This window comes from Kitasatospora sp. NPDC004669 (assembly GCF_040609455.1).
Taxonomy (GTDB): Bacteria; Actinomycetota; Actinomycetes; order Streptomycetales; family Streptomycetaceae; genus Kitasatospora.
In genome coordinates this window covers 36,342-53,136 of the sequence record NZ_JBEXKB010000034.1, presented here as the reverse complement: position 1 = coordinate 53,136, position 16,795 = coordinate 36,342, and the positions used below count along the sequence as shown (strand labels likewise).

Genomic DNA, 16,795 nt, shown 5'->3' with positions numbered 1-16,795 from the left:
TCGGGGCGAGGACGTGCCCACGACGGAAGGCGCGACGGGCTCCGTGCCCGGGCCGCGCAGCAGCGGTCGGGCGGAGGCCCGCCGCGCCGCGCAGGGCAAGGGCGGCGGCGCGGACGCCACGGCCGGCGGCCGGGCGGCGGCACGCAAGAACGCCAAGCCCAAGAAGAACGTGAAGAAGATCGTCGCCTGGTCGGCGGCGGGCGTCCTGGTGCTGATCGCGGGCGCCGGCGGCGCGATCTACTTCAAGCTGAACGCCAACATCAAGTCCTTCGACGCGGACGCGATAGCCACCGACCGCCCGCCGGAGGCCAAGGCGGACGCGGACGGCAACAAGCCGGTCAACGTGCTGCTGATCGGCTCGGACAGCCGGGGCGGCAACAACTCCGACCTCGGCGGCGGCGAGGACGGCGGCGCCCGCTCGGACACCACGATCCTGCTGCACGTCTACGCCGACCACAAGCACGCCGTGGGCATCTCGATCCCACGCAACGCGATCGTCCCGATACCGTCCTGCAAGCTGCCCAACGGCAAGTGGACCAAGGGCGGCAACGACCTGTTCAACGCCGCCTTCTCGGTCGGCGGCAGCGACAGCGGCAACCCGGCCTGCACCCAGAACACGATCGAGAAGGTCACCGGCATCCGGGTCGACCACACCATGGTGGTCGACTTCAACGGCTTCGCCGCGATGACCAAGGCCGTCAACGGCGTGGACATCTGCCTGCCGAAGCCGATCTACGAGGGCGACATCAACCCCAACCTGCACAAGAAGGGCAACCTCGTCCTGCCGCAGGGCAAGCAGACCGTCGAAGGGCAGCAGGCGCTCGACTACGTGCGCCTGCGGCACGGCATCGGCGACGGCTCCGACATCGGCCGGATGAAGCGCCAGCAGGCCTTCATGAGCTCGCTCGCCACCAAGATGAAGAAGGACGGGCTGAGCCCCACCAACCTGCTGCCGTTGGCCGACGCGGCGACGAAGTCGCTGACCGTCGACCCGGGGCTGGACTCCGCGGACAAGCTGCTCTCCTTCGGCCTGTCGCTGAAGAACATCGACATGCACGACCTCAAGTTCGTCACCGCGCCCTGGCGCTACCGGACCCAGGACGCCAACATCGACCTGGTCCAGCCGGACGCCAACAAGCTCTGGGAGACCCTCAAGGCCGACCAGACCATCGACGGCCAGAACGCCACCGGCCAGCAGCCGGACGCCCCCGGCAGCACGAGCGCCGCGCCGTCGCAGGCCGCGCCCAGCACCCCGCCCGCCCCGGCCGGGGACGCCACCAACTCCTCGATCAAGGTGGCGGTCTACAACGGGACGACCGCCAACGGCCTGGCCGGAAAGGCGACCGAGCAGCTGAAGGCCGCCAAGTTCACCGCCACCACGGCCGGCCAGGCGGCGAGCACCAAGCAGAAGACCACCACCGTCGAGTACGGCTCCAGCCAGAAGGCGAACGCCGAGAAGGTCGCCGCGCTGTTCCCGGGCGCCACCCTGGAGCCCAGCAGCGCGCGCGGCATCTCGGTGATCGTCGGCCAGGACTTCGCGGCGGCCAACGGCATGGGGAGCGGTACACCCACTGCGGGCGCCGCCCCGGGGACCCCGACGGCCCCGCAGCCGCTGCCCACCACCGTCACCAACGACGCCCGCTCGGCGGACGACGACATCTGCGCGAACACCACCTACGGCAGCGGCGGCTGACCGCCACCACCGGACAGCGCGGGGACGACCCCCGGGCCGGCGCCCCCGGGGCGCGTGGGCCCGGGGGTCGTGCCATGGTGGCCGTAGGGCGTGTCCGCACGCCCTGGAGGGGGCCCTCCGGTCACCGAAAGGCGGACCCCATGCCCGAGATCGCCATGCAGCTCGACATCGCCGCCCCCCGGGACGTCGTCCTCGCCGCGCTCAACACCCACGACGGGCTGACCAGCTGGTGGACCACCGCTGTGGACCGCGAGGGCGACGTGCTGCTCTTCGACTTCCCCGGCGTCCCCGAGCCCTTCCGGCTGCGCCGCGAGCGGGCCGACCCGGACCGGGTGGTGTGGGCCAACGCCGGGGCCTTCCCGCCGCACTGGGCCGGCACCTGGATCAGCTGGGACCTCGCCGACCAGCCCGACGCGCCCGAGCGCACCCGGCTGCTGTTCCGGCACGGTGGCTGGCAGCCGGGCAGCGAGGAGGGCGTCCCGATGGTGGCCGGCACCTGGGCCGAACTGCTGGTCCGGCTCAAGGACTACGCGCAGAGCGGCAAGGTGCAGCCGTACTTCGTCACCACCAGGCGGCACGACACCGAGTGAGCGCCCGGTGCCGGGTCGCGGCGGGTCGCCCGCCAGGGCGCCGTCCGGTGGCGAGAACGCGGCGGCGGGCCGAAGGTGGGCGGTGTACCACCGTCGTGGCCGTCCGCGCGGACGGCCGTACCGGTCGGGCCGGGCCGCCGCCCGCCCGACGACCACAGCCGGCCACCACCGCCTCCGGGAGGCCCAGCAATGCCCGTAGTGACCGATCCGTACAAGCCCGGCACCCCGTGCTGGGTCGACCTGATGGCGAGCGACCAGCAGGCCGCGCTCGACTTCTACCGCGACCTGTTCGGCTGGCAGGGCGAGATCGGCCCGGCCGAGTTCGGCGGCTACGCCGTGTGCACGCTCAACGGCCGCCCGGTCGCCGGGATCATGGCGCAGTCCGCGCCCGAGGGGCAGCCGGTGCCGCCCGTCGCCTGGACCACGTACCTCGCCTCGGACGACGCCGACGAGGCCAACCGGGCCATCGCCGCGGCCGGCGGCACGATCCTCTACGAGCCGATGGACGTCGGCACGATCGGCCGGATGCTGGTCGCCGCCGACCCGACCGGTGCCGTGTTCGGCGTCTGGCAGGCGATGGACTTCATCGGCGCGGGTGTGGTCAACGAGCCCGGCGCGCTGGTCTGGAACGAGCTCAACACCGCCGACACCGACGCGGCCGGCCGCTTCTACCAGCCGACGCTCGGGCTGCGCCCGGCCACCATCCAGGGCATGGACGGCTACTTCTCGCTGAACGTCGGTGACCGCACGGTGGGCGGCATGCAGAAGATCCCCGGGTACCTGGCGCAGGGCACGCCCTCGCACTGGATGACCTACTTCTCGGTGGACGACGCCGACTCGGTGGTGGACGCCCTGGTGAAGGCCGGCGGTGCGGTGATCCAGCCGCCGTTCGACATGCAGTCCGGCCGGATGGCCGTGGTCCAGGACCCGCAGGGCGCGGTCTTCGCGGTGATCCAGTCGCCCGAGGCGCAGATGCCCGACTCCCCCTGATCCCGCCGCCCGATCCCGCTGCGGCAACCGGAAGCCGCCCTTCCCGCGACGCGCCGCCGGGAATGGGCGGTTTCCCCCGCGTTCCCGGGTAAGACTGCACCCATGCTGGGGCTACCGGACGACATCCGCGCTTTCCTCTTCGACCTCGACGGGGTGCTCACCCAGACCGCCACGGTCCACGCCGCGGCCTGGAAGGACACCTTCGACGCCTTCCTGCGCGCCGAAGCCGCCCGCACCGGCGGGCAGTTCGTCCCCTTCGACGCCGTCACCGACTACGACACCTACGTGGACGGCCGCCCGCGCCTGGACGGCACCCGGGCCTTCCTGCACAGCCGGGGCATCGATCTGCCCGAGGGCGTGGCGGACGATCCGCCGAACGCCCGTACCGTGCAAGGGATCAGCCGGGCCAAGAACGACACCGTGCTGCGGCTGATCCGCGAACAGGGGGTCAAGCCCTACGACGGCTCGGTCGCCTATGTGCACCGGTTGCGCGCGCTCGGGCTGCCCAGCGCGGTGGTCTCCTCCAGCGCCAACTGCCGGGACGTGCTGCGCTCGGCGGGCATCCTGGAGCTGTTCGACGTGATCGTGGACGGCGTGGTCGCCAAGCGGCAGGGCCTGCCCGGCAAGCCCGCCCCCGACACCTACCTGTACGCCGCCCGCGAGCTCGGCGTCGAGCCCGCGCACGCCGCCGTCTTCGAGGACGCGCTCGCCGGGGTCGCCTCCGGTCGGGCCGGCGGCTTCGGCGCGGTGGTCGGGGTCAACCGCACCGGGCAGGCCGCCGAACTGCGCCGTGACGGCGCCACCGTGGTCGTCGACGACCTTTCCGAACTGCTGGGGGAGCAGTCATGAGCGAGCGAGTCATCAAGAGGTGCGTGTGGGCGAATGCCCCTGCCGGGCGTAGCGAGGTGGGCGCATGAGCGAGCGGAGCGAGCGAGTCATCAAGAGGTGCGTGTGGGCGAATGCCCCTGCCGGGCGTAGCGAGGTGGGCGCATGAGCGAGCGAAGCGAGCGAGTCATCAAGAGGTGCGTGTGGGCGAATGCCCCTGCCGAGCGTAGCGAGGTGGGCGCATGAGTCCTTCGGACAACTTCACGATCGACCCCTGGCAGATCACCGAACGCGGCCTGGACCTGGCCGCGCTGGCCCGGGCGGAATCGGTCTTCGCGCTCTCCAACGGCCACATCGGCCTGCGCGCCAACCTGGACGAGGGCGAGCCGCACGGCCTGCCCGGCACCTACCTCAACGGCGTCTTCGAACTGCGCCCGCTCCCGTACGGCGAGGGCGGCTACGGCTACCCCGAGTCCAGCCAGAGCGTCATCAACGTCACCAACGGCAAGATCATCCGGCTGCTGGTGGACGACGAGCCGTTCGACCTGCGCTACGGCGAACTCCTCAGCCACAAGCGTTGGTTGGACTTCCGTGAAGGCATGCTGCACCGCGAGGCCGAGTGGACCTCCCCGGCCGGGCGGACCATCCGGGTGCGCTCCTCCCGGCTCGTCTCGCTCACCCAGCGCGCCATCGCCGCCGTGGAGTACAGCGTCGAGGCGGTGGACGGGCCGGTGCGGATCGTGCTCCAGTCCGAGCTGGTCGCCAACGAGCAGCTGCCCGGCGGCCCCGAGGGCGACCCACGCGCCGCCGCCGTCCTGGAGGCCCCGCTGCAGGCCGAGGCGCACCACGCCAGCGGCACCAAGGCCGTCCTGGTGCACCGCACCCGCTTCAGCGGCATCCGGGTCGCGGCCGGGATGGACCACATCATCGAGGGCCCGGAGAAGCTCGACACCGTCGCCGAGGCCGAGGCCGACCACTGCCGGATCAGCGTCACCACCGTGCTCGGGGCCGGACAGCGGCTGCGGCTGGTCAAGTTCATGTCCTACGGCTGGTCCGGGACCCGCTCGCTGCCCGCCGTCCGGGACCAGGTCGAGGCCGCGCTGACCGCCGCCCGGTACACCGGCTGGGACGGTCTGATCGCCGAACAGACCGACTTCCTCAGGGAGTTCTGGGAGACCAGCGACGTCGAGATCGAGGGTGACGTCGAACTCCAGCAGGCCGTCCGGTTCGCCGTCTTCCACGTCCTGCAGGCCGGTGCCCGCAGCGAGGAACGGGCCATCCCCGCCAAGGGGCTGACCGGCCCCGGCTACGACGGACACAGCTTCTGGGACACCGAGACCTTCGTCCTGCCGGTACTCACCTACTGCCTGCCCAACGCCGTCAACCAGGCCCTGCGCTGGCGGCACACCACCCTCCCGCTCGCCCGCGAGCGGGCCACCCAACTCGGCCTGGCCGGCGCGGTGTTCCCCTGGCGGACGATCCGTGGCGAGGAGTGCTCCGGCTACTGGCCGGCCGGCACGGCGGCCTTCCACATCGGCGCCGACATCGCCGTCGCCGTCGCCCGCTACGTCCGGGCCACCGGGGACGCGGAGTTCGAGCGCGATTACGGCCTCGAACTCCTGGTGGAGACCGCCCGGATGTGGCGCTCGCTCGGCCACCACGACGTCGCCGGGAAGTTCCGGATCGAGGGGGTCACCGGCCCCGACGAGTACAGCGCCGTCGCCGACAACAACGTCTTCACCAACCTGATGGCGCAGACGAACCTGCGCGCCGCCGCCGAGGCCGCCGTCCGCCACCCGCGCGAGGCCTCGGCCCTCGGCGTCGACACCGAGGAGACCGCCGCCTGGCGCGACGCCGCCGCCGCGATGTACATCCCGTACAACACGGACCTCGGCGTCCACCCGCAGGCCGACGGCTTCACCCACCACCAGGTCTGGGACTTCGAGAACACCCCGCCGGAGAAGTACCCGCTGCTGCTGCACTACCCGTACTTCGACCTGTACCGCAAGCAGGTGGTCAAGCAGGCCGACCTGGTGCTCGCCATGCAGGTCCGCGGCGACGCCTTCACCGACGAGCAGAAGGCCCGCAACTTCGCCTACTACGAGCGGCTGACCGTCCGCGACTCCTCGCTCTCCGCCTGCACCCAGGCCGTCATCGCCGCCGAGGTCGGCCAACTCGACCTCGCGTACGACTACACCGCCGAAGCCGCCCTGATGGACCTGCACGACCTCGGCGGCAACACCCGCGACGGCCTCCACATGGCCTCGCTCGCCGGGGCCTGCGTCGCCCTGGTGGCCGGCTTCGGCGGCCTGCGCGACCACAGCGAGACGCTCTCCTTCCGGCCCCGGCTGCCCTCCGGGCTGATGAAGCTCAGCTTCTCGCTGCTGGTGCGCGGCCACCTGCTCGGGGTGCAGATCACCCACGAGGGGACGACCTACACGCTGCGCCGCGGCGAGGTGATCCACCTGCGGCACGACGGCGAGGCGGTGCAGGTCAAGTCCGGCTTCCCGGTCACCCTGCCGACCACCGCCCCGCCCGCCCAGGAGCGCTTCGCCCAGCCCCCCGGCCGCGAACCCGCCCGCCGCCAGCCCCAGGCGGGCCTGGCCGCCGGAAAGCTGGGGCAGCAGGACCACCTGGCGGCGGAGTAGCTCACCTGTCCGGGCCCGCCCCGGATGCGGAGCGGGCCCGGGCGCCGGAGGGTGCTGGTGTCCTGTGGCAACCGGCGCCCGGTCGCACTCCCGGCGCCCGGCGAAGGGGTACACCGTGGCGAGCGTGGCCGAACAGATGGTGGAGGTGCTCCGGCAGGCCGGGGTGGAGCGGGTCTACGGCGTCGTCGGCGACAGCCTCAACCCCGTCGTCGACGCGATCCGCCGGGCCGAGGGCATCAGCTGGGTGCACGTCCGCAACGAGGAGGCCGGTGCCTTCGCGGCCGCCGCCGAGGCCGAGCTCTCCGGCCGCCTCGCGGTCTGCGCCGGCTCCTGCGGCCCCGGCAACACCCATCTGATCCAGGGCCTCTACGACGCCCAGCGCAGCGGTCTGCCGGTGCTCGCGCTCGCCTCGCACATCCCGTCCGGGCAGATCGGCACCGGCTTCTTCCAGGAGACCCACCCCGAGCGGGTGTTCACCGACTGCAGCAACTGGTGCGAGATGCTCTCCGCCCCCGCCCAGCTGCCCCGGCTGCTCCGGGTCGCGATCCAGCACGCGCTCGGTTCGCACGGCGTCTCGGTGCTCGCCTTCCCCGGGGACGTCGCCGCCCTCCCCGCCGCCGGGCCCACCGGCACCAGCCACTTCCTCACCGAGCAGGCCGTGGCCGCGCCGCCCTGGTCCCAGGTGCAGGAACTGGCCCGGCTGCTCAACGCGGCCCGCCGGGTCGTCCTGTTCTGCGGCGCCGGGGTGCGGGGGGCGCACCCCGAGGTGATGGAGGCCGCCCAGGCGCTGAACGCGCCGGTCGGGCACTCACTGCGCGGCAAGGAGTGGATCCAGTACGACAGCCCGTACGACGTCGGCATGAGCGGCCTGCTCGGCTACGGCGCCTGCCACGAGGCGCTGCACTCCGCCGACCTGGTGCTGCTGCTCGGCACCGACTTCCCGTACGACTCCTTCCTCCCGCAGGCGAACACCGTCCAGGTCGACCACGACGCCACCCGGCTCGGCCGCCGCACCGCGCTGGAACTGGCCGTGCACGGGGACGTCGCGGCCACCCTGCGGGCCGTCCTGCCGCTGCTGGACGTGAAGCGGGACCGGTCCTTCCTGGACGGCATGCTGCGCAAGCACTGCCGGGTGCTGGAGGACGTGATCGGCGCCTACACCCGGGACATCGAGAGGCACCTGCCGATCCACCCCGAGTACGTCGCCTCGGTGCTGGACGAGGTGGCCGCCCCGGACGCGGTGTTCACCGTGGACACCGGCATGAACAACGTCTGGGCCGCCCGCTACCTGCAGCCGAACGGCCGGCGCCGGGTGATCGGCTCCTTCCTGCACGGCTCGATGGCCAACGCCCTCCCGCATGCGATCGGCGCCCAACTCGCCTGCCCCGGGCGGCAGGTGATCGCGATGGCGGGCGACGGCGGGATCGGCATGCTGCTCGGCGAACTGCTCACGGTGGCCAAGCACCGGCTGCCGGTGAAGACGGTGGTGTTCAACAACGGTGCGCTCGGCATGATCAAGCTGGAGATGCTGGTCTCCGGCTACCCGGAGTCCGAGATCGACAACGGGGACGTGGACTACGCGGGCATCGCGCGGGCCATGGGCGTCCCGGCCAAGCGGGTCGCCGAGCCGGGGCGGGTCCGGGAGGTGCTCGTGGAGGCGTTGGAACGGCCCGGTCCGGCACTGGTGGACGTGGTCACCGACCCCAACGCGCTGTCCATCCCGCCGCACATCACCGCCGCCCAGCTGAAGGGCTTCGCGCTGGCGGCCGGGCGGACGGTGCTCTCCGGCGGCGTCGGTCGGATGATCGACCTGGCCCGCAGCAATCTGCGCAACATTCCCCGGCCGTGAGCGGGTCGAAGGGGTGTTCCCGGGGTGATTCCGGGCCGCCCCGCGGCTCTTTGCCTCTGGGGCAAATTTCTTGCCCGTGCGGCACGTGAGGTGTCCACTGGTCACATGACCACCAGCCCCACCGGCACCCCCGCCGCCGGCGAACAGCTCGACGACCAGGAGGTCGCCGGACTCGCCGCCCGCCTCCGCGAGCACCGGCTCAGCAGCCGCCTCACCCTGGAGGTCGCCGCGGCACGGGTCGGGCTCTCCCCAGCCTATCTGTCCCGGCTGGAGACCGGCCGCCGCCAGCCCTCCCTGCCCGTCCTGCTCGGTCTCGCCCGCGCCTACGGCACCTCGGTCTCCGGCCTCCTCGGCGAGACCATGGCCGAGCCGGACCCGGTGGTCCGCGGCGGCGCCATAGAGCCCGGTCGGGCCGGCGGCTGGGGATACCGCCGGGCCGGCGCCCCCGGCCGCGCCATGCAGGCGCTGCGGGTGCACGTCCCGCCGGGCGTCCAGGACACGGTGGTCCGGGTGCACCCCGGCGAGGAGTGGCTGTACGTCCTGCGCGGCTCGCTCCGCCTCACCCTCGGCGACCGCGTCCACCACCTCGACGTCGGCGACTCCGCCCACTTCGACTCGCTCACCCCGCACTGCATCGCCGCCGACTCCGAGGCCGGCGTCGAACTGCTCTTCGTCCACACCTTGCTGCAGAGTCCCGGCGGCGAACTCTGCCTCGGCGGCGGCCCCGCCGCGACCCACTGACCTGCCGTCAGACCCCTGGAGGAGATCCCCGTGGCCGATCCCACCACCACTGCCACCCCGGCCGCTGCCGCTGACACCGCCGCCGGCCCGAAGACCATGGACGCCGGCAAGTGGGCCAACAAGCGGGTCTACCTCCGCCTGGTGATCTACACCGCCGGCATCCACGCCTTCGCCGGCTTCATCATGCTCCTGTTCGAACTGGGCAACCGCAACAAGTAGTCGACCCACCCCGAACCGCGCCCGCCCCCGCCCCCGTCGGAGGCGGGCGCTCGCCCGCTTCGAGGGGTGTCCGGCGCGCGGCAACTCGTCGAGCACGCCGGGCCCGCGCAGCGGGCGGCCCCCCTCACGCCTCGCGCAGCAGCTCGCAGAGCGCGTCCAGGGCCGCCGGGAAGGCGTGTTCCGGCGGGGTGGCGTAGCCGATCACCAGGGCCGGCGGGGCATCGTCGTCCGCCGGGGCGGCGCGGTGCCAGGCGAGGCCGCTGAGGGCGAGGCCGGCGACTTCGGCGCGGGCCAGGAGTTCGGCCTCGGGGGCGGAACCGGGCGGGAGTTGGAGGACGGCGTGGAGGCCGGCGGCGATGCCGGTGACCTCGACGTGCGGGGCGTGTTCGGCGAGGGCGGCGACGAGGCGGTCGCGGCGGCGCCGGTAGTGCAGGCGGCAGCGCCGTACGTGCCGGTCGTACGTCCCGGAGGCGATCAGTTCGGCCAGGGTCAGCTGGTCGAGCACCGGGGACATGGTGTCGGCCAGCACCTTCAGCCGGGCGACCGGTTCGACCAGCGCGTCCGGCAGGGCCAGCCAGGCCAGCCGCAGGCCCGGGGCGAGGCTCTTGGCGGCGGTGCCCGCGTACACCACCCGCTCCGGGTCGAGCGCCTGCATCGCGCCGAGCGGCTGCCGGTCGTAGCGGAACTCGCCGTCGTAGTCGTCCTCGATCACGTACCGGTCCTGCTCGCGCGCCCACCGCACCGCGGCCGCCCGCCGGTCGGCGGACAGCGGTGCGCCGGTGGGGTACTGGTGGGCCGGGGTGAGCAGCACGGCGCCGCTGCGCGCGTCGAGGCGGTCGACGCGGGCACCCTCGCAGTCCAGCGGCAGCGGGACGGTGGTCAGCCCCGCGGCCCGCACCACGGCGTGCTGCGGCGGCAGCCCGTACGCCTCGACCGCCAGGGAGCGGGCCCCGCGCTCCCTCAGGGCCGTGCAGAGCAGGCCCAGGCCCTGCTGGACGCCGTTGCAGATGAGCAGGTGGTCCGGGTCGGTGCGCACGCCGCGGACCCGGGCCAGGTAGTGGGTGAGTGCCTCCCGCAGTTCGATCCGGCCGAGCGGGCTGCCGTAGCCGAGGGCCTCGTGCGGCGCGGTGGCGAGGGCGCGGCGTGCGGCGGCGAGCCAGGCGGTGCGGGGGAAGAGCGACAGGTCGGGCCGTCCGGACATCAGGTCGTGCCGGACGGCCCGCCGCCGCGCCTGCGGCCGGGACGGCCGGACGGGCGGCGAGGGCAAGGACCGCCGGGCGACGGTGGTGCCGGAGCCCTGCCGGGAGCTGAGCCAGCCCTCCGCGGCGAGCTGGCCGTACGCCTCGACGACGGTGTTGCGGGCGATGCCGAGGTCCTCACCGAGGGCCCGGGAGGACGGCAGCCGGGTGCCGGGGGCGAGCCGGCCGTCCTGGACGGCCTCCCGCAGGGCGTCCTCCAGGGCGGCCCGCAGCCCGGTGCCGGCGGCGCGCCGCTCGGTGAGGTCCAGGTGCAGATCGCCGCCGAAGGAGGTCCAGGAGCCGTTCACGGCCCCATTCTCGCCCGCCGACGGGCCCTCAGCTCCAGGTGGCGCCGGCCGGCTCCTCGATGGTGGTGTTGAGGCGGTTGAAGAAGTTGGTCAGGCTGATCATCAGGATGATCGAGGAGAGCTGCTCCTCGCTGAAGTGGTCGGCGGCCGCGTCCCAGACCTCGTCCGGGACGGCCTTGCCGGTGCGGTCGGCGATCCGGGTGGCCGCCTCGGTGAGTTCGAGGGCGGCGCGTTCCTCGTCGGTGAAGAACGGCGCCTCGCGCCAGGCGGCGACGGCGTGCAGCCGCTCGTCGGTCTCGCCGTGGTTCCTGGCGCCCTGGACACCCGCGAACACGCAGGCGCTGCAGCCGTTGATCTGGCTGGCGCGCAGGTGGACGAGCTCCAGGAGCCGCGGGGAGACGCCGCCCTGGTACACGGCCTTGTAGATGTTCTGGATGCCCTTCATCGCGTCCGGCAGGACCATGGCGGGGTTCTTCATGCGGGCGGTGGTGGTGCGGGTGGTGCCGTCGGTGCTGGTGGAAGCGGTGGTCACCGCGATCTCCTCTTGTTCGGTTAGCGTCCGTCACTGATCCGACGGATCCCGACGCGAGGATGTGACACGTGAGCGAGGAAATTTCCCAGGCCGATTCCCTGGCCGAGCGCTTCGAGGCCGAGCGGCCCCAACTGCGGTCCGTGGCCTACCGGATGCTCGGGTCGGTCGCCGAGGCCGAGGACGCCGTCCAGGAGGCGTGGCTGAAGCTGAGCCGCAGTGACGTGGGTGAGGTGCGCAACCTGGGGGCCTGGCTGACCACCGTGGTCGGCCGGGTCTGCCTGGACCAGCTGCGCTCCCGCGCCTCCCGCCGGGAGGACCCGCTGCCCGAGCAGGAGGGGCAGGTGCGGCTGCCGGACCCGGTGGTCAGCGGGCTGGTGGCGCTGGACCCGGTGCACGAGATCCTGGTGGCGGACTCGGTCGGGATCGCCCTGATGGTGATCCTGGAGACGCTCTCCCCGGCGGAGCGGGTGGCCTTCGTCCTGCACGACATGTTCGACGTGCCCTTCGACGCGATCGCCGAGGTGCTCGGCCGTACCTCCGCCTCCACCCGCCAGCTGGCCAGCCGCGCCCGCCGCCGGGTGCAGGGCGCCACCCCGGCCGCCGACTCCGACGACGCCCGCAAGCGCGAGGTGGTCGAGGCCTTCCTGACCGCCTCCCGGGGCGGTGACTTCGACGCCCTGCTGACCCTGCTCGACCCCGAGGTGGTGGCCCGCTCCGACGGCGGCACCCTGGTGCCGAGCGTGCTGCGCCGGGGCGCCGCCGACGTCGCCTCGCAGGCGGTCACCTTCGCCCGCTTCGCCGCCGAGGGCCGCCTGGTGCTGGTCAACGGCTCGCCCGGGGTGGTCTCCTTCGCCGAGGGCCGCCCGCTGTCGGTCATGTCCTTCACCATCCACAACGGCCGGATCACCGCCATGGACATCCTCACCGACCCGACCCGCCTGGCCGTCCTGGGCCTCACCGCCTGACCCGCCTCACCCCCGACCGCCCACAGGCCGTCCGCCCACAGGCCGACCGCCCACAGGCCGTCCGGCACCGCGCCGGACGGCCCGGCGGACGCGATCCGGTGGGTGGGTGTCCGGTCGCGCCCGGCCGGACGGACTCGCGCGGGTCCTGGCCGGTGCGGCTCGGACGGATCAGACGGACAGGTAGACCGCGCTGCCGACGCCGGCCAGGAAGCAGTACACCGCGAACGGCGTCAGGCTGCGGGTCTCGAAGTACTTGGTGAGGAAGCGCACCGAGATGTAGCCGGCCACGAAGGCGGCGACGCTGCCCGCGGCGACCGGGCCGAGCACGGCGGAGTTCTCCGGCTTGAACAGCTCGGGCACCTTCAGCGCCGAGGCGGCCAGGATGACCGGGGTGGCGAGCAGGAAGGAGAACCGGGCGGCGTCCTCGTGGTGCAGTCCGCGCAGGATACCGGCGCTCATGGTGACGCCGGAGCGGCTGATGCCGGGGAAGAGCGCGAGGATCTGGGCGGCGCCGATCCAGGCGCCCTGGCCGAAGCCGAGCTTGGTCAGCCGCGCGTCGGAGGCGATCGCCGGGTCCAGGCCCGGCTCGTCGACCGGGGCGGTGTGCCCTGCCCGCCGGCGTCCGCTGCCGCCGCGCTTGAGCCGCTCGGCGCCGAGCAGTACGAGGCCGTTGAGGGCGAGGAAGACGGCGGCCGGGACGGGCTTGCCGAGCGCGTGCCGCAGCGCCTTCTCCAGGACCAGGCCGGCCACGCCGACCGGGATGGTGGAGATGATGAGCAGCCAGGCGAGCCTCTCGTCCCGGGTCTGCACCCGGCGGTGCCGGGCGGAGCTGATCAGGCCGCTGATCACCCGGACCCAGTCCCGCCAGAAGAAGACCACCAGCGCGAGCGCGGTGGCCAGGTGCAGGGCGACCAGGGCGGCGAGGTAGGAGGAGCCGTCGGCGGTCATGTCGAGGTCCTGCTGGATCTTCCCGCCGATCACGGCCGGGAGCAGGATGCTGTGGCCGAGGCTGGAGACCGGGAAGAGTTCCGTCACACCCTGCAGCAGGCCGACGCCTATCGCTTCCGGGTAGGTCAGGGTGGACATCGCGCACCTTCGCTCGGGGGGTCTGCGGGCCGGTCGATTCCGGGGGCCTCCGCGAAGCTACTACGGGCATGTAGACGCCCGGCAGGCTTGCTGCCGGAAGTTCATCGAGCGTACGTCTGGGCGACACCGGCCCCGAGTACGTGAACCAGCGCCCCGGCCACGGCGCCCGGGACGGCGGTGGCCGGAACCGCCCGGTGGACGGCGCCGCCGAGCAGCATTCCGGCGGTCACCGCGAGCGGGGTGCCCACCAGCGGCAGGGCGACGGTCAGGACGGCGGGCAGCAGGGCGGACGGGCGGCGGGGACGGTCCGTCGTGGGCGGGGTGGGCATCGTGGGCATCGCGGGCCTCCTGCGGGGGCGAGGGGTCGACGGACGCCCACGATGCCGCCTCCCGCAGCGTCAGGTTCAAGTCCTTTTCCGCACCGTCCGTTCAGAGCGCGACTTGCTCCAAGGCGCGACTTGCCTCAGGGTGCGACCGGCCTCAGGGCGCGACCCGCCGCCACCCCGACCCGTCCGCCGGCACCGGAGCGGTCGCGAAGTCGTAGCGCAGCCGCTCCGGCCCGAGCGCCAGCAGGGAGATCGAGGAGGAGCCCCAGATCCGCCCGTCGCCGAAGTCCCGCCGCTGGATCAACGCGGCGTCCTCGTCGAGCGCCAGCCCGTCGCCGGTGATGATCGGCAGCCAGTCGCCCCAGGCCTGTTCGGCCGTCCCCTCGCCGGTCGGCTCCGGCCGGGGCGCGGCGGCGAAGCGGGCCCGGAAGTGGTCGGCGCGCGCGGCCATCAGGCTCCGGATCCGTTCCGAGGCGGTGCGGTTGGCGGCCATCCCCTCCAGCCCGTCGTTGAGCACCACGCTGAGCCCGGTGGGCAGTTCGTCCTCCTCCAGCCTCCCGCCGCCCCAGCTGGTGACCCGGGCGCCGTCCGGGCGGACCTGGACGAGGTGGAAGGGGTCGTACGGGGTGAGGTCGAGGTGCCCGATCCCGCCCTGCCGGACGGCGGTGAGCGGCAGTTCGCCGCGGCTGAGCCGGGTGTCGGCGGGGGCGAGCGGGCCGAAGCCGTTGAGCAGGCAGGCGGCGGTGCGCCGGGCCGGGTCGACGGCCAGCCAGGTGCCGCCGGCCGCGAGGTCCAGCCCGCCGAGCAGCCCGGGGCGGTCCGGCCAGTGGTGGTCGGGCGGCAGCCAGCCGCGTCCGAGGTACTCGTCCCGGACGGACAGCAGCAGCACCGGTACCGTCGCTTCCGGCTCGATGCTGACGAACGCCGTGCACACGGTCCCGTCTCCCCCTACTCTCGGCCTGGAAGTCCTGTTCGAGGTCCTGTTCGAGGTCCTGGGGGAATCCGGCGGACCCCCTCAGCGATCATCGCACTCCTGTTCGCGCGCCGGAAGTGGCCCAGGAAACCGGGCGCCGAATGCACCAGGACCACAGGCCACTGCGCTTCTAGGCTGGTAGTCATGACGACCACGAACGAGACCGTGACGACGGACGGGGCCCCGGTGCCGGCGCCGCAGCAGCGCCTCGCGATGCCGAGGCTCGCCCCCGACTACTACCAGGCCATGATCGCGGTGGACCGGGCGTCGCGGCAGGGCGTCGACCCGGTGATCGCCGAGCTGGTCAAGGTGCACGCCTCGATGATCAACGGCTGCGCCTTCTGCATCGACATGCACGCCACCGACGCCCGCAAGAACGGCGAGCAGGACCACCGGCTGCTCTCCCTCCCGGCCTGGCGCGAGACCCCCTGGTTCACCTCCCGTGAGCGCGCCGCGCTGGCCCTCACCGAGTCGGTCACCCTGCTGACCCAGGGCCATGTGCCGGACGCGGTGTACGACGAGGCCGCCGCGCAGTTCGACGAGGCCGAACTCGCCCAGCTGATCGCACTGATCGCCACCATCAACGCCTGGAACCGGATCGGCGTGTCCACCCGCATGAGCCCGGCAGCGAAGTGAGCGGAGCCGAGATGACCACCCAGCAGGAGAAGGCCCGGCTGCTCAAGGAACTGCACCGTCCGGGTGAGCCGGTGGTGCTGGCCAATGTGTGGGACGCGGCGAGCGCCCGGCTGGTGGCCGCGGCGGGGGCGAAGGCGGTGGCGACGGCCAGCGCCAGCGTGTCCTGGTCGCTCGGCAGCCCGGACGGCGGCGGAGCCGACCGCGAGCAGGTGCTGGCCCGGACCGCCGAGGTGGTCCGCTCGGTCGCTCTGCCGGTCACCGCGGACCTGGAGAGCGGCTACGCGCACACCGCGGCCGGGGTCGGCGAGACCGTCGCCGCGCTGATCGCCACCGGCGCGGTGGGGGTGAACCTGGAGGACGCCGAGTACGCCCCGGAACAGGCCGCCGAGCGGATCGCGGCCGCCCGGGCGGCCGCCGACGCGGCCGGCATCCCGCTCTTCGTCAACGGCCGTACCGACGTCTTCCTGCACGGCCTGGGCGAGTCCGAGGGCCGGTTCGACGAGGCGGTCCGCCGGCTGCGGATGTACGTCGAGGCGGGCGCGGACGGCGTGTTCGCGCCCGGCGTCGCCGACCCGGAGGTCATCGCCGCCCTGGTCGCGGCCGTCCCGGCCCCGCTGAACGTGCTGGCGGCCCCCGGGTTCCCGTCGGTCGCCGAGCTGGCGAAGCTCGGGGTGGCCCGGATCAGCCTGGGCCCCGGCCTGGCCAAGGCGGCGTACGCGGCGGTCCGTCGCGCGGCCGAGGAGGTCTACGCGAGCGGCACCTACACCTCCCTGGACGGTGGACTGACCTACCAGGAGCTCAACGCCCTCTCCGCGGGCTGAGCACCAGGGTGACCGGCTGACCGGACGGGGGTCGGTCGGCCGGTCACCCGAGTCGTTCCGGTGAGTCGTCCCGGGAATCAGCCGATCTGCCCGCTGAGCCCCGGGTGGGACATCTGGTTGGTGCCGACGGCCTCCACCTCGTCGGCGGTGTGCCCGACCACCGGGAGCTTGCCCGCGGCCCGGAGGGCGAGGTCGGCGGGGGAGAGGTTGAGACCGTCGGTGAGGCCGCCGGTGGCGTCCGGCGAGTTGGCGGTCTGGGCGGTGGCGGACGCCGCCGGGGCGGCGAGGGCGAGGCCCGCCATGGTGAGGGCGGCCAGGGTGGCGAGTTTCTTCATGCCCTGCCGAACGACCCGGG

At 73.3% G+C, this 16,795-nt stretch carries 17 protein-coding genes; 11 read left to right on the top strand and 6 right to left on the bottom strand.

The window, feature by feature from the left end:
- The first annotated feature begins 13 nt into the window (after nt 1-13).
- The 8 genes from ABZW30_RS26105 to ABZW30_RS26070 all read left to right on the top strand — a co-directional run bounded on the left by ABZW30_RS26105 (nt 14) and on the right by ABZW30_RS26070 (nt 9,555).
- Nucleotides 14-1,693 carry an LCP family protein gene (locus tag ABZW30_RS26105; protein ID WP_355673623.1) on the top strand — a complete coding sequence of 560 codons (1,680 nt, stop codon included), beginning with the start codon at nt 14-16 and terminating at the stop codon, nt 1,691-1,693.
- Nucleotides 1,694-1,833: 140 nt separating this feature from the next.
- Nucleotides 1,834-2,283, top strand: coding sequence for an SRPBCC domain-containing protein (locus ABZW30_RS26100; RefSeq protein WP_355673622.1), 450 nt, complete (start codon nt 1,834-1,836; stop codon nt 2,281-2,283).
- Nucleotides 2,284-2,472: 189 nt separating this feature from the next.
- On the top strand, nt 2,473-3,273 hold the full coding sequence (locus tag ABZW30_RS26095; protein WP_355673621.1) for a VOC family protein: 801 nt from the start codon (nt 2,473-2,475) through the stop codon (nt 3,271-3,273).
- Between the two features lie 102 nt (nt 3,274-3,375).
- A complete protein-coding gene (locus ABZW30_RS26090; RefSeq protein WP_355673620.1) occupies nt 3,376-4,122 on the top strand; it encodes a beta-phosphoglucomutase family hydrolase in 747 nt (248 codons plus the stop codon).
- A 218-nt stretch (nt 4,123-4,340) separates the two neighbouring features.
- Nucleotides 4,341-6,746 carry a glycosyl hydrolase family 65 protein gene (locus tag ABZW30_RS26085; RefSeq protein ID WP_355673619.1) on the top strand — a complete coding sequence of 802 codons (2,406 nt, stop codon included), beginning with the start codon at nt 4,341-4,343 and terminating at the stop codon, nt 6,744-6,746.
- Between the two features lie 115 nt (nt 6,747-6,861).
- The gene (locus tag ABZW30_RS26080; protein WP_355673618.1) at nt 6,862-8,595 is read left to right on the top strand and encodes a pyruvate dehydrogenase; all 1,734 of its coding nucleotides are present in this window, start codon (nt 6,862-6,864) and stop codon (nt 8,593-8,595) included.
- A 105-nt stretch (nt 8,596-8,700) separates the two neighbouring features.
- Nucleotides 8,701-9,336, top strand: a complete 636-nt coding sequence (locus ABZW30_RS26075; RefSeq protein ID WP_355673617.1) for an XRE family transcriptional regulator — start codon at nt 8,701-8,703, stop codon at nt 9,334-9,336.
- Between the two features lie 30 nt (nt 9,337-9,366).
- Nucleotides 9,367-9,555, top strand: coding sequence for a DUF6126 family protein (locus ABZW30_RS26070; RefSeq protein ID WP_355673616.1), 189 nt, complete (start codon nt 9,367-9,369; stop codon nt 9,553-9,555).
- Nucleotides 9,556-9,679: 124 nt separating this feature from the next.
- Here the strand turns inward: ABZW30_RS26070 and ABZW30_RS26065 are convergent, their stop codons facing one another.
- Together ABZW30_RS26065 and ABZW30_RS26060 are read right to left on the bottom strand one after the other, a co-directional pair.
- Complete coding sequence (locus ABZW30_RS26065) at nt 9,680-11,101, bottom strand: PLP-dependent aminotransferase family protein (protein ID WP_355673615.1); 1,422 nt, start codon at nt 11,099-11,101, stop codon at nt 9,680-9,682.
- A 28-nt stretch (nt 11,102-11,129) separates the two neighbouring features.
- Complete coding sequence (locus ABZW30_RS26060) at nt 11,130-11,579, bottom strand: carboxymuconolactone decarboxylase family protein (protein WP_355673670.1); 450 nt, start codon at nt 11,577-11,579, stop codon at nt 11,130-11,132.
- A gap of 134 nt (nt 11,580-11,713) precedes the next feature.
- Between ABZW30_RS26060 and sigJ the strand changes: the two genes are divergently transcribed.
- Nucleotides 11,714-12,598, top strand: coding sequence for an RNA polymerase sigma factor SigJ (gene sigJ / locus ABZW30_RS26055; RefSeq protein WP_355673669.1), 885 nt, complete (start codon nt 11,714-11,716; stop codon nt 12,596-12,598).
- A gap of 168 nt (nt 12,599-12,766) precedes the next feature.
- Here the strand turns inward: sigJ and ABZW30_RS26050 are convergent, their stop codons facing one another.
- The 3 genes from ABZW30_RS26050 to ABZW30_RS26040 all read right to left on the bottom strand — a co-directional run bounded on the left by ABZW30_RS26050 (nt 12,767) and on the right by ABZW30_RS26040 (nt 14,944).
- A complete protein-coding gene (locus tag ABZW30_RS26050; protein ID WP_355673614.1) occupies nt 12,767-13,684 on the bottom strand; it encodes an undecaprenyl-diphosphate phosphatase in 918 nt (305 codons plus the stop codon).
- 101 nt (nt 13,685-13,785) lie between these two features.
- The gene (locus tag ABZW30_RS26045; protein WP_355673613.1) at nt 13,786-14,022 is read right to left on the bottom strand and encodes a hypothetical protein; all 237 of its coding nucleotides are present in this window, start codon (nt 14,020-14,022) and stop codon (nt 13,786-13,788) included.
- Nucleotides 14,023-14,164: 142 nt separating this feature from the next.
- On the bottom strand, nt 14,165-14,944 hold the full coding sequence (locus ABZW30_RS26040) for an NRDE family protein (RefSeq protein ID WP_355673612.1): 780 nt from the start codon (nt 14,942-14,944) through the stop codon (nt 14,165-14,167).
- 183 nt (nt 14,945-15,127) lie between these two features.
- On the opposite strand from ABZW30_RS26040, the gene ABZW30_RS26035 reads away from it, so the two are divergent.
- Nucleotides 15,128-15,619 (top strand): carboxymuconolactone decarboxylase family protein, encoded by a 492-nt coding sequence (locus ABZW30_RS26035; RefSeq protein ID WP_355673611.1) that lies wholly within the window; start codon nt 15,128-15,130, stop codon nt 15,617-15,619.
- Nucleotides 15,620-15,630: 11 nt separating this feature from the next.
- Nucleotides 15,631-16,440 carry an isocitrate lyase/phosphoenolpyruvate mutase family protein gene (locus tag ABZW30_RS26030; protein ID WP_355673610.1) on the top strand — a complete coding sequence of 270 codons (810 nt, stop codon included), beginning with the start codon at nt 15,631-15,633 and terminating at the stop codon, nt 16,438-16,440.
- Nucleotides 16,441-16,517: 77 nt separating this feature from the next.
- Here the strand turns inward: ABZW30_RS26030 and ABZW30_RS26025 are convergent, their stop codons facing one another.
- Nucleotides 16,518-16,775 carry a hypothetical protein gene (locus tag ABZW30_RS26025; RefSeq protein ID WP_355673609.1) on the bottom strand — a complete coding sequence of 86 codons (258 nt, stop codon included), beginning with the start codon at nt 16,773-16,775 and terminating at the stop codon, nt 16,518-16,520.
- Between the last annotated feature and the right edge of the window lie 20 nt (nt 16,776-16,795).

Excerpts from the sequence above, each read along its gene's own strand:
- ABZW30_RS26100 (WP_355673622.1), top strand. The coding sequence starts at position 1,834 with ATGCCCGAGATCGCCATGCAGCTCGACATCGCCGCCCCCCGGGACGTC.
- ABZW30_RS26095 (WP_355673621.1), top strand. The coding sequence starts at position 2,473 with ATGCCCGTAGTGACCGATCCGTACAAGCCCGGCACCCCGTGCTGGGTC.
- ABZW30_RS26090 (WP_355673620.1), top strand. The coding sequence starts at position 3,376 with ATGCTGGGGCTACCGGACGACATCCGCGCTTTCCTCTTCGACCTCGAC.
- ABZW30_RS26085 (WP_355673619.1), top strand. The coding sequence starts at position 4,341 with ATGAGTCCTTCGGACAACTTCACGATCGACCCCTGGCAGATCACCGAA.
- ABZW30_RS26075 (WP_355673617.1), top strand. The coding sequence starts at position 8,701 with ATGACCACCAGCCCCACCGGCACCCCCGCCGCCGGCGAACAGCTCGAC.
- ABZW30_RS26060 (WP_355673670.1), bottom strand. The coding sequence starts at position 11,579 with ATGAAGAACCCCGCCATGGTCCTGCCGGACGCGATGAAGGGCATCCAG.
- ABZW30_RS26050 (WP_355673614.1), bottom strand. The coding sequence starts at position 13,684 with ATGTCCACCCTGACCTACCCGGAAGCGATAGGCGTCGGCCTGCTGCAG.
- ABZW30_RS26045 (WP_355673613.1), bottom strand. The coding sequence starts at position 14,022 with ATGCCCACGATGCCCACCCCGCCCACGACGGACCGTCCCCGCCGCCCG.
- ABZW30_RS26035 (WP_355673611.1), top strand. The coding sequence starts at position 15,128 with ATGACGACCACGAACGAGACCGTGACGACGGACGGGGCCCCGGTGCCG.
- ABZW30_RS26030 (WP_355673610.1), top strand. The coding sequence starts at position 15,631 with ATGACCACCCAGCAGGAGAAGGCCCGGCTGCTCAAGGAACTGCACCGT.
- ABZW30_RS26025 (WP_355673609.1), bottom strand. The coding sequence starts at position 16,775 with ATGAAGAAACTCGCCACCCTGGCCGCCCTCACCATGGCGGGCCTCGCC.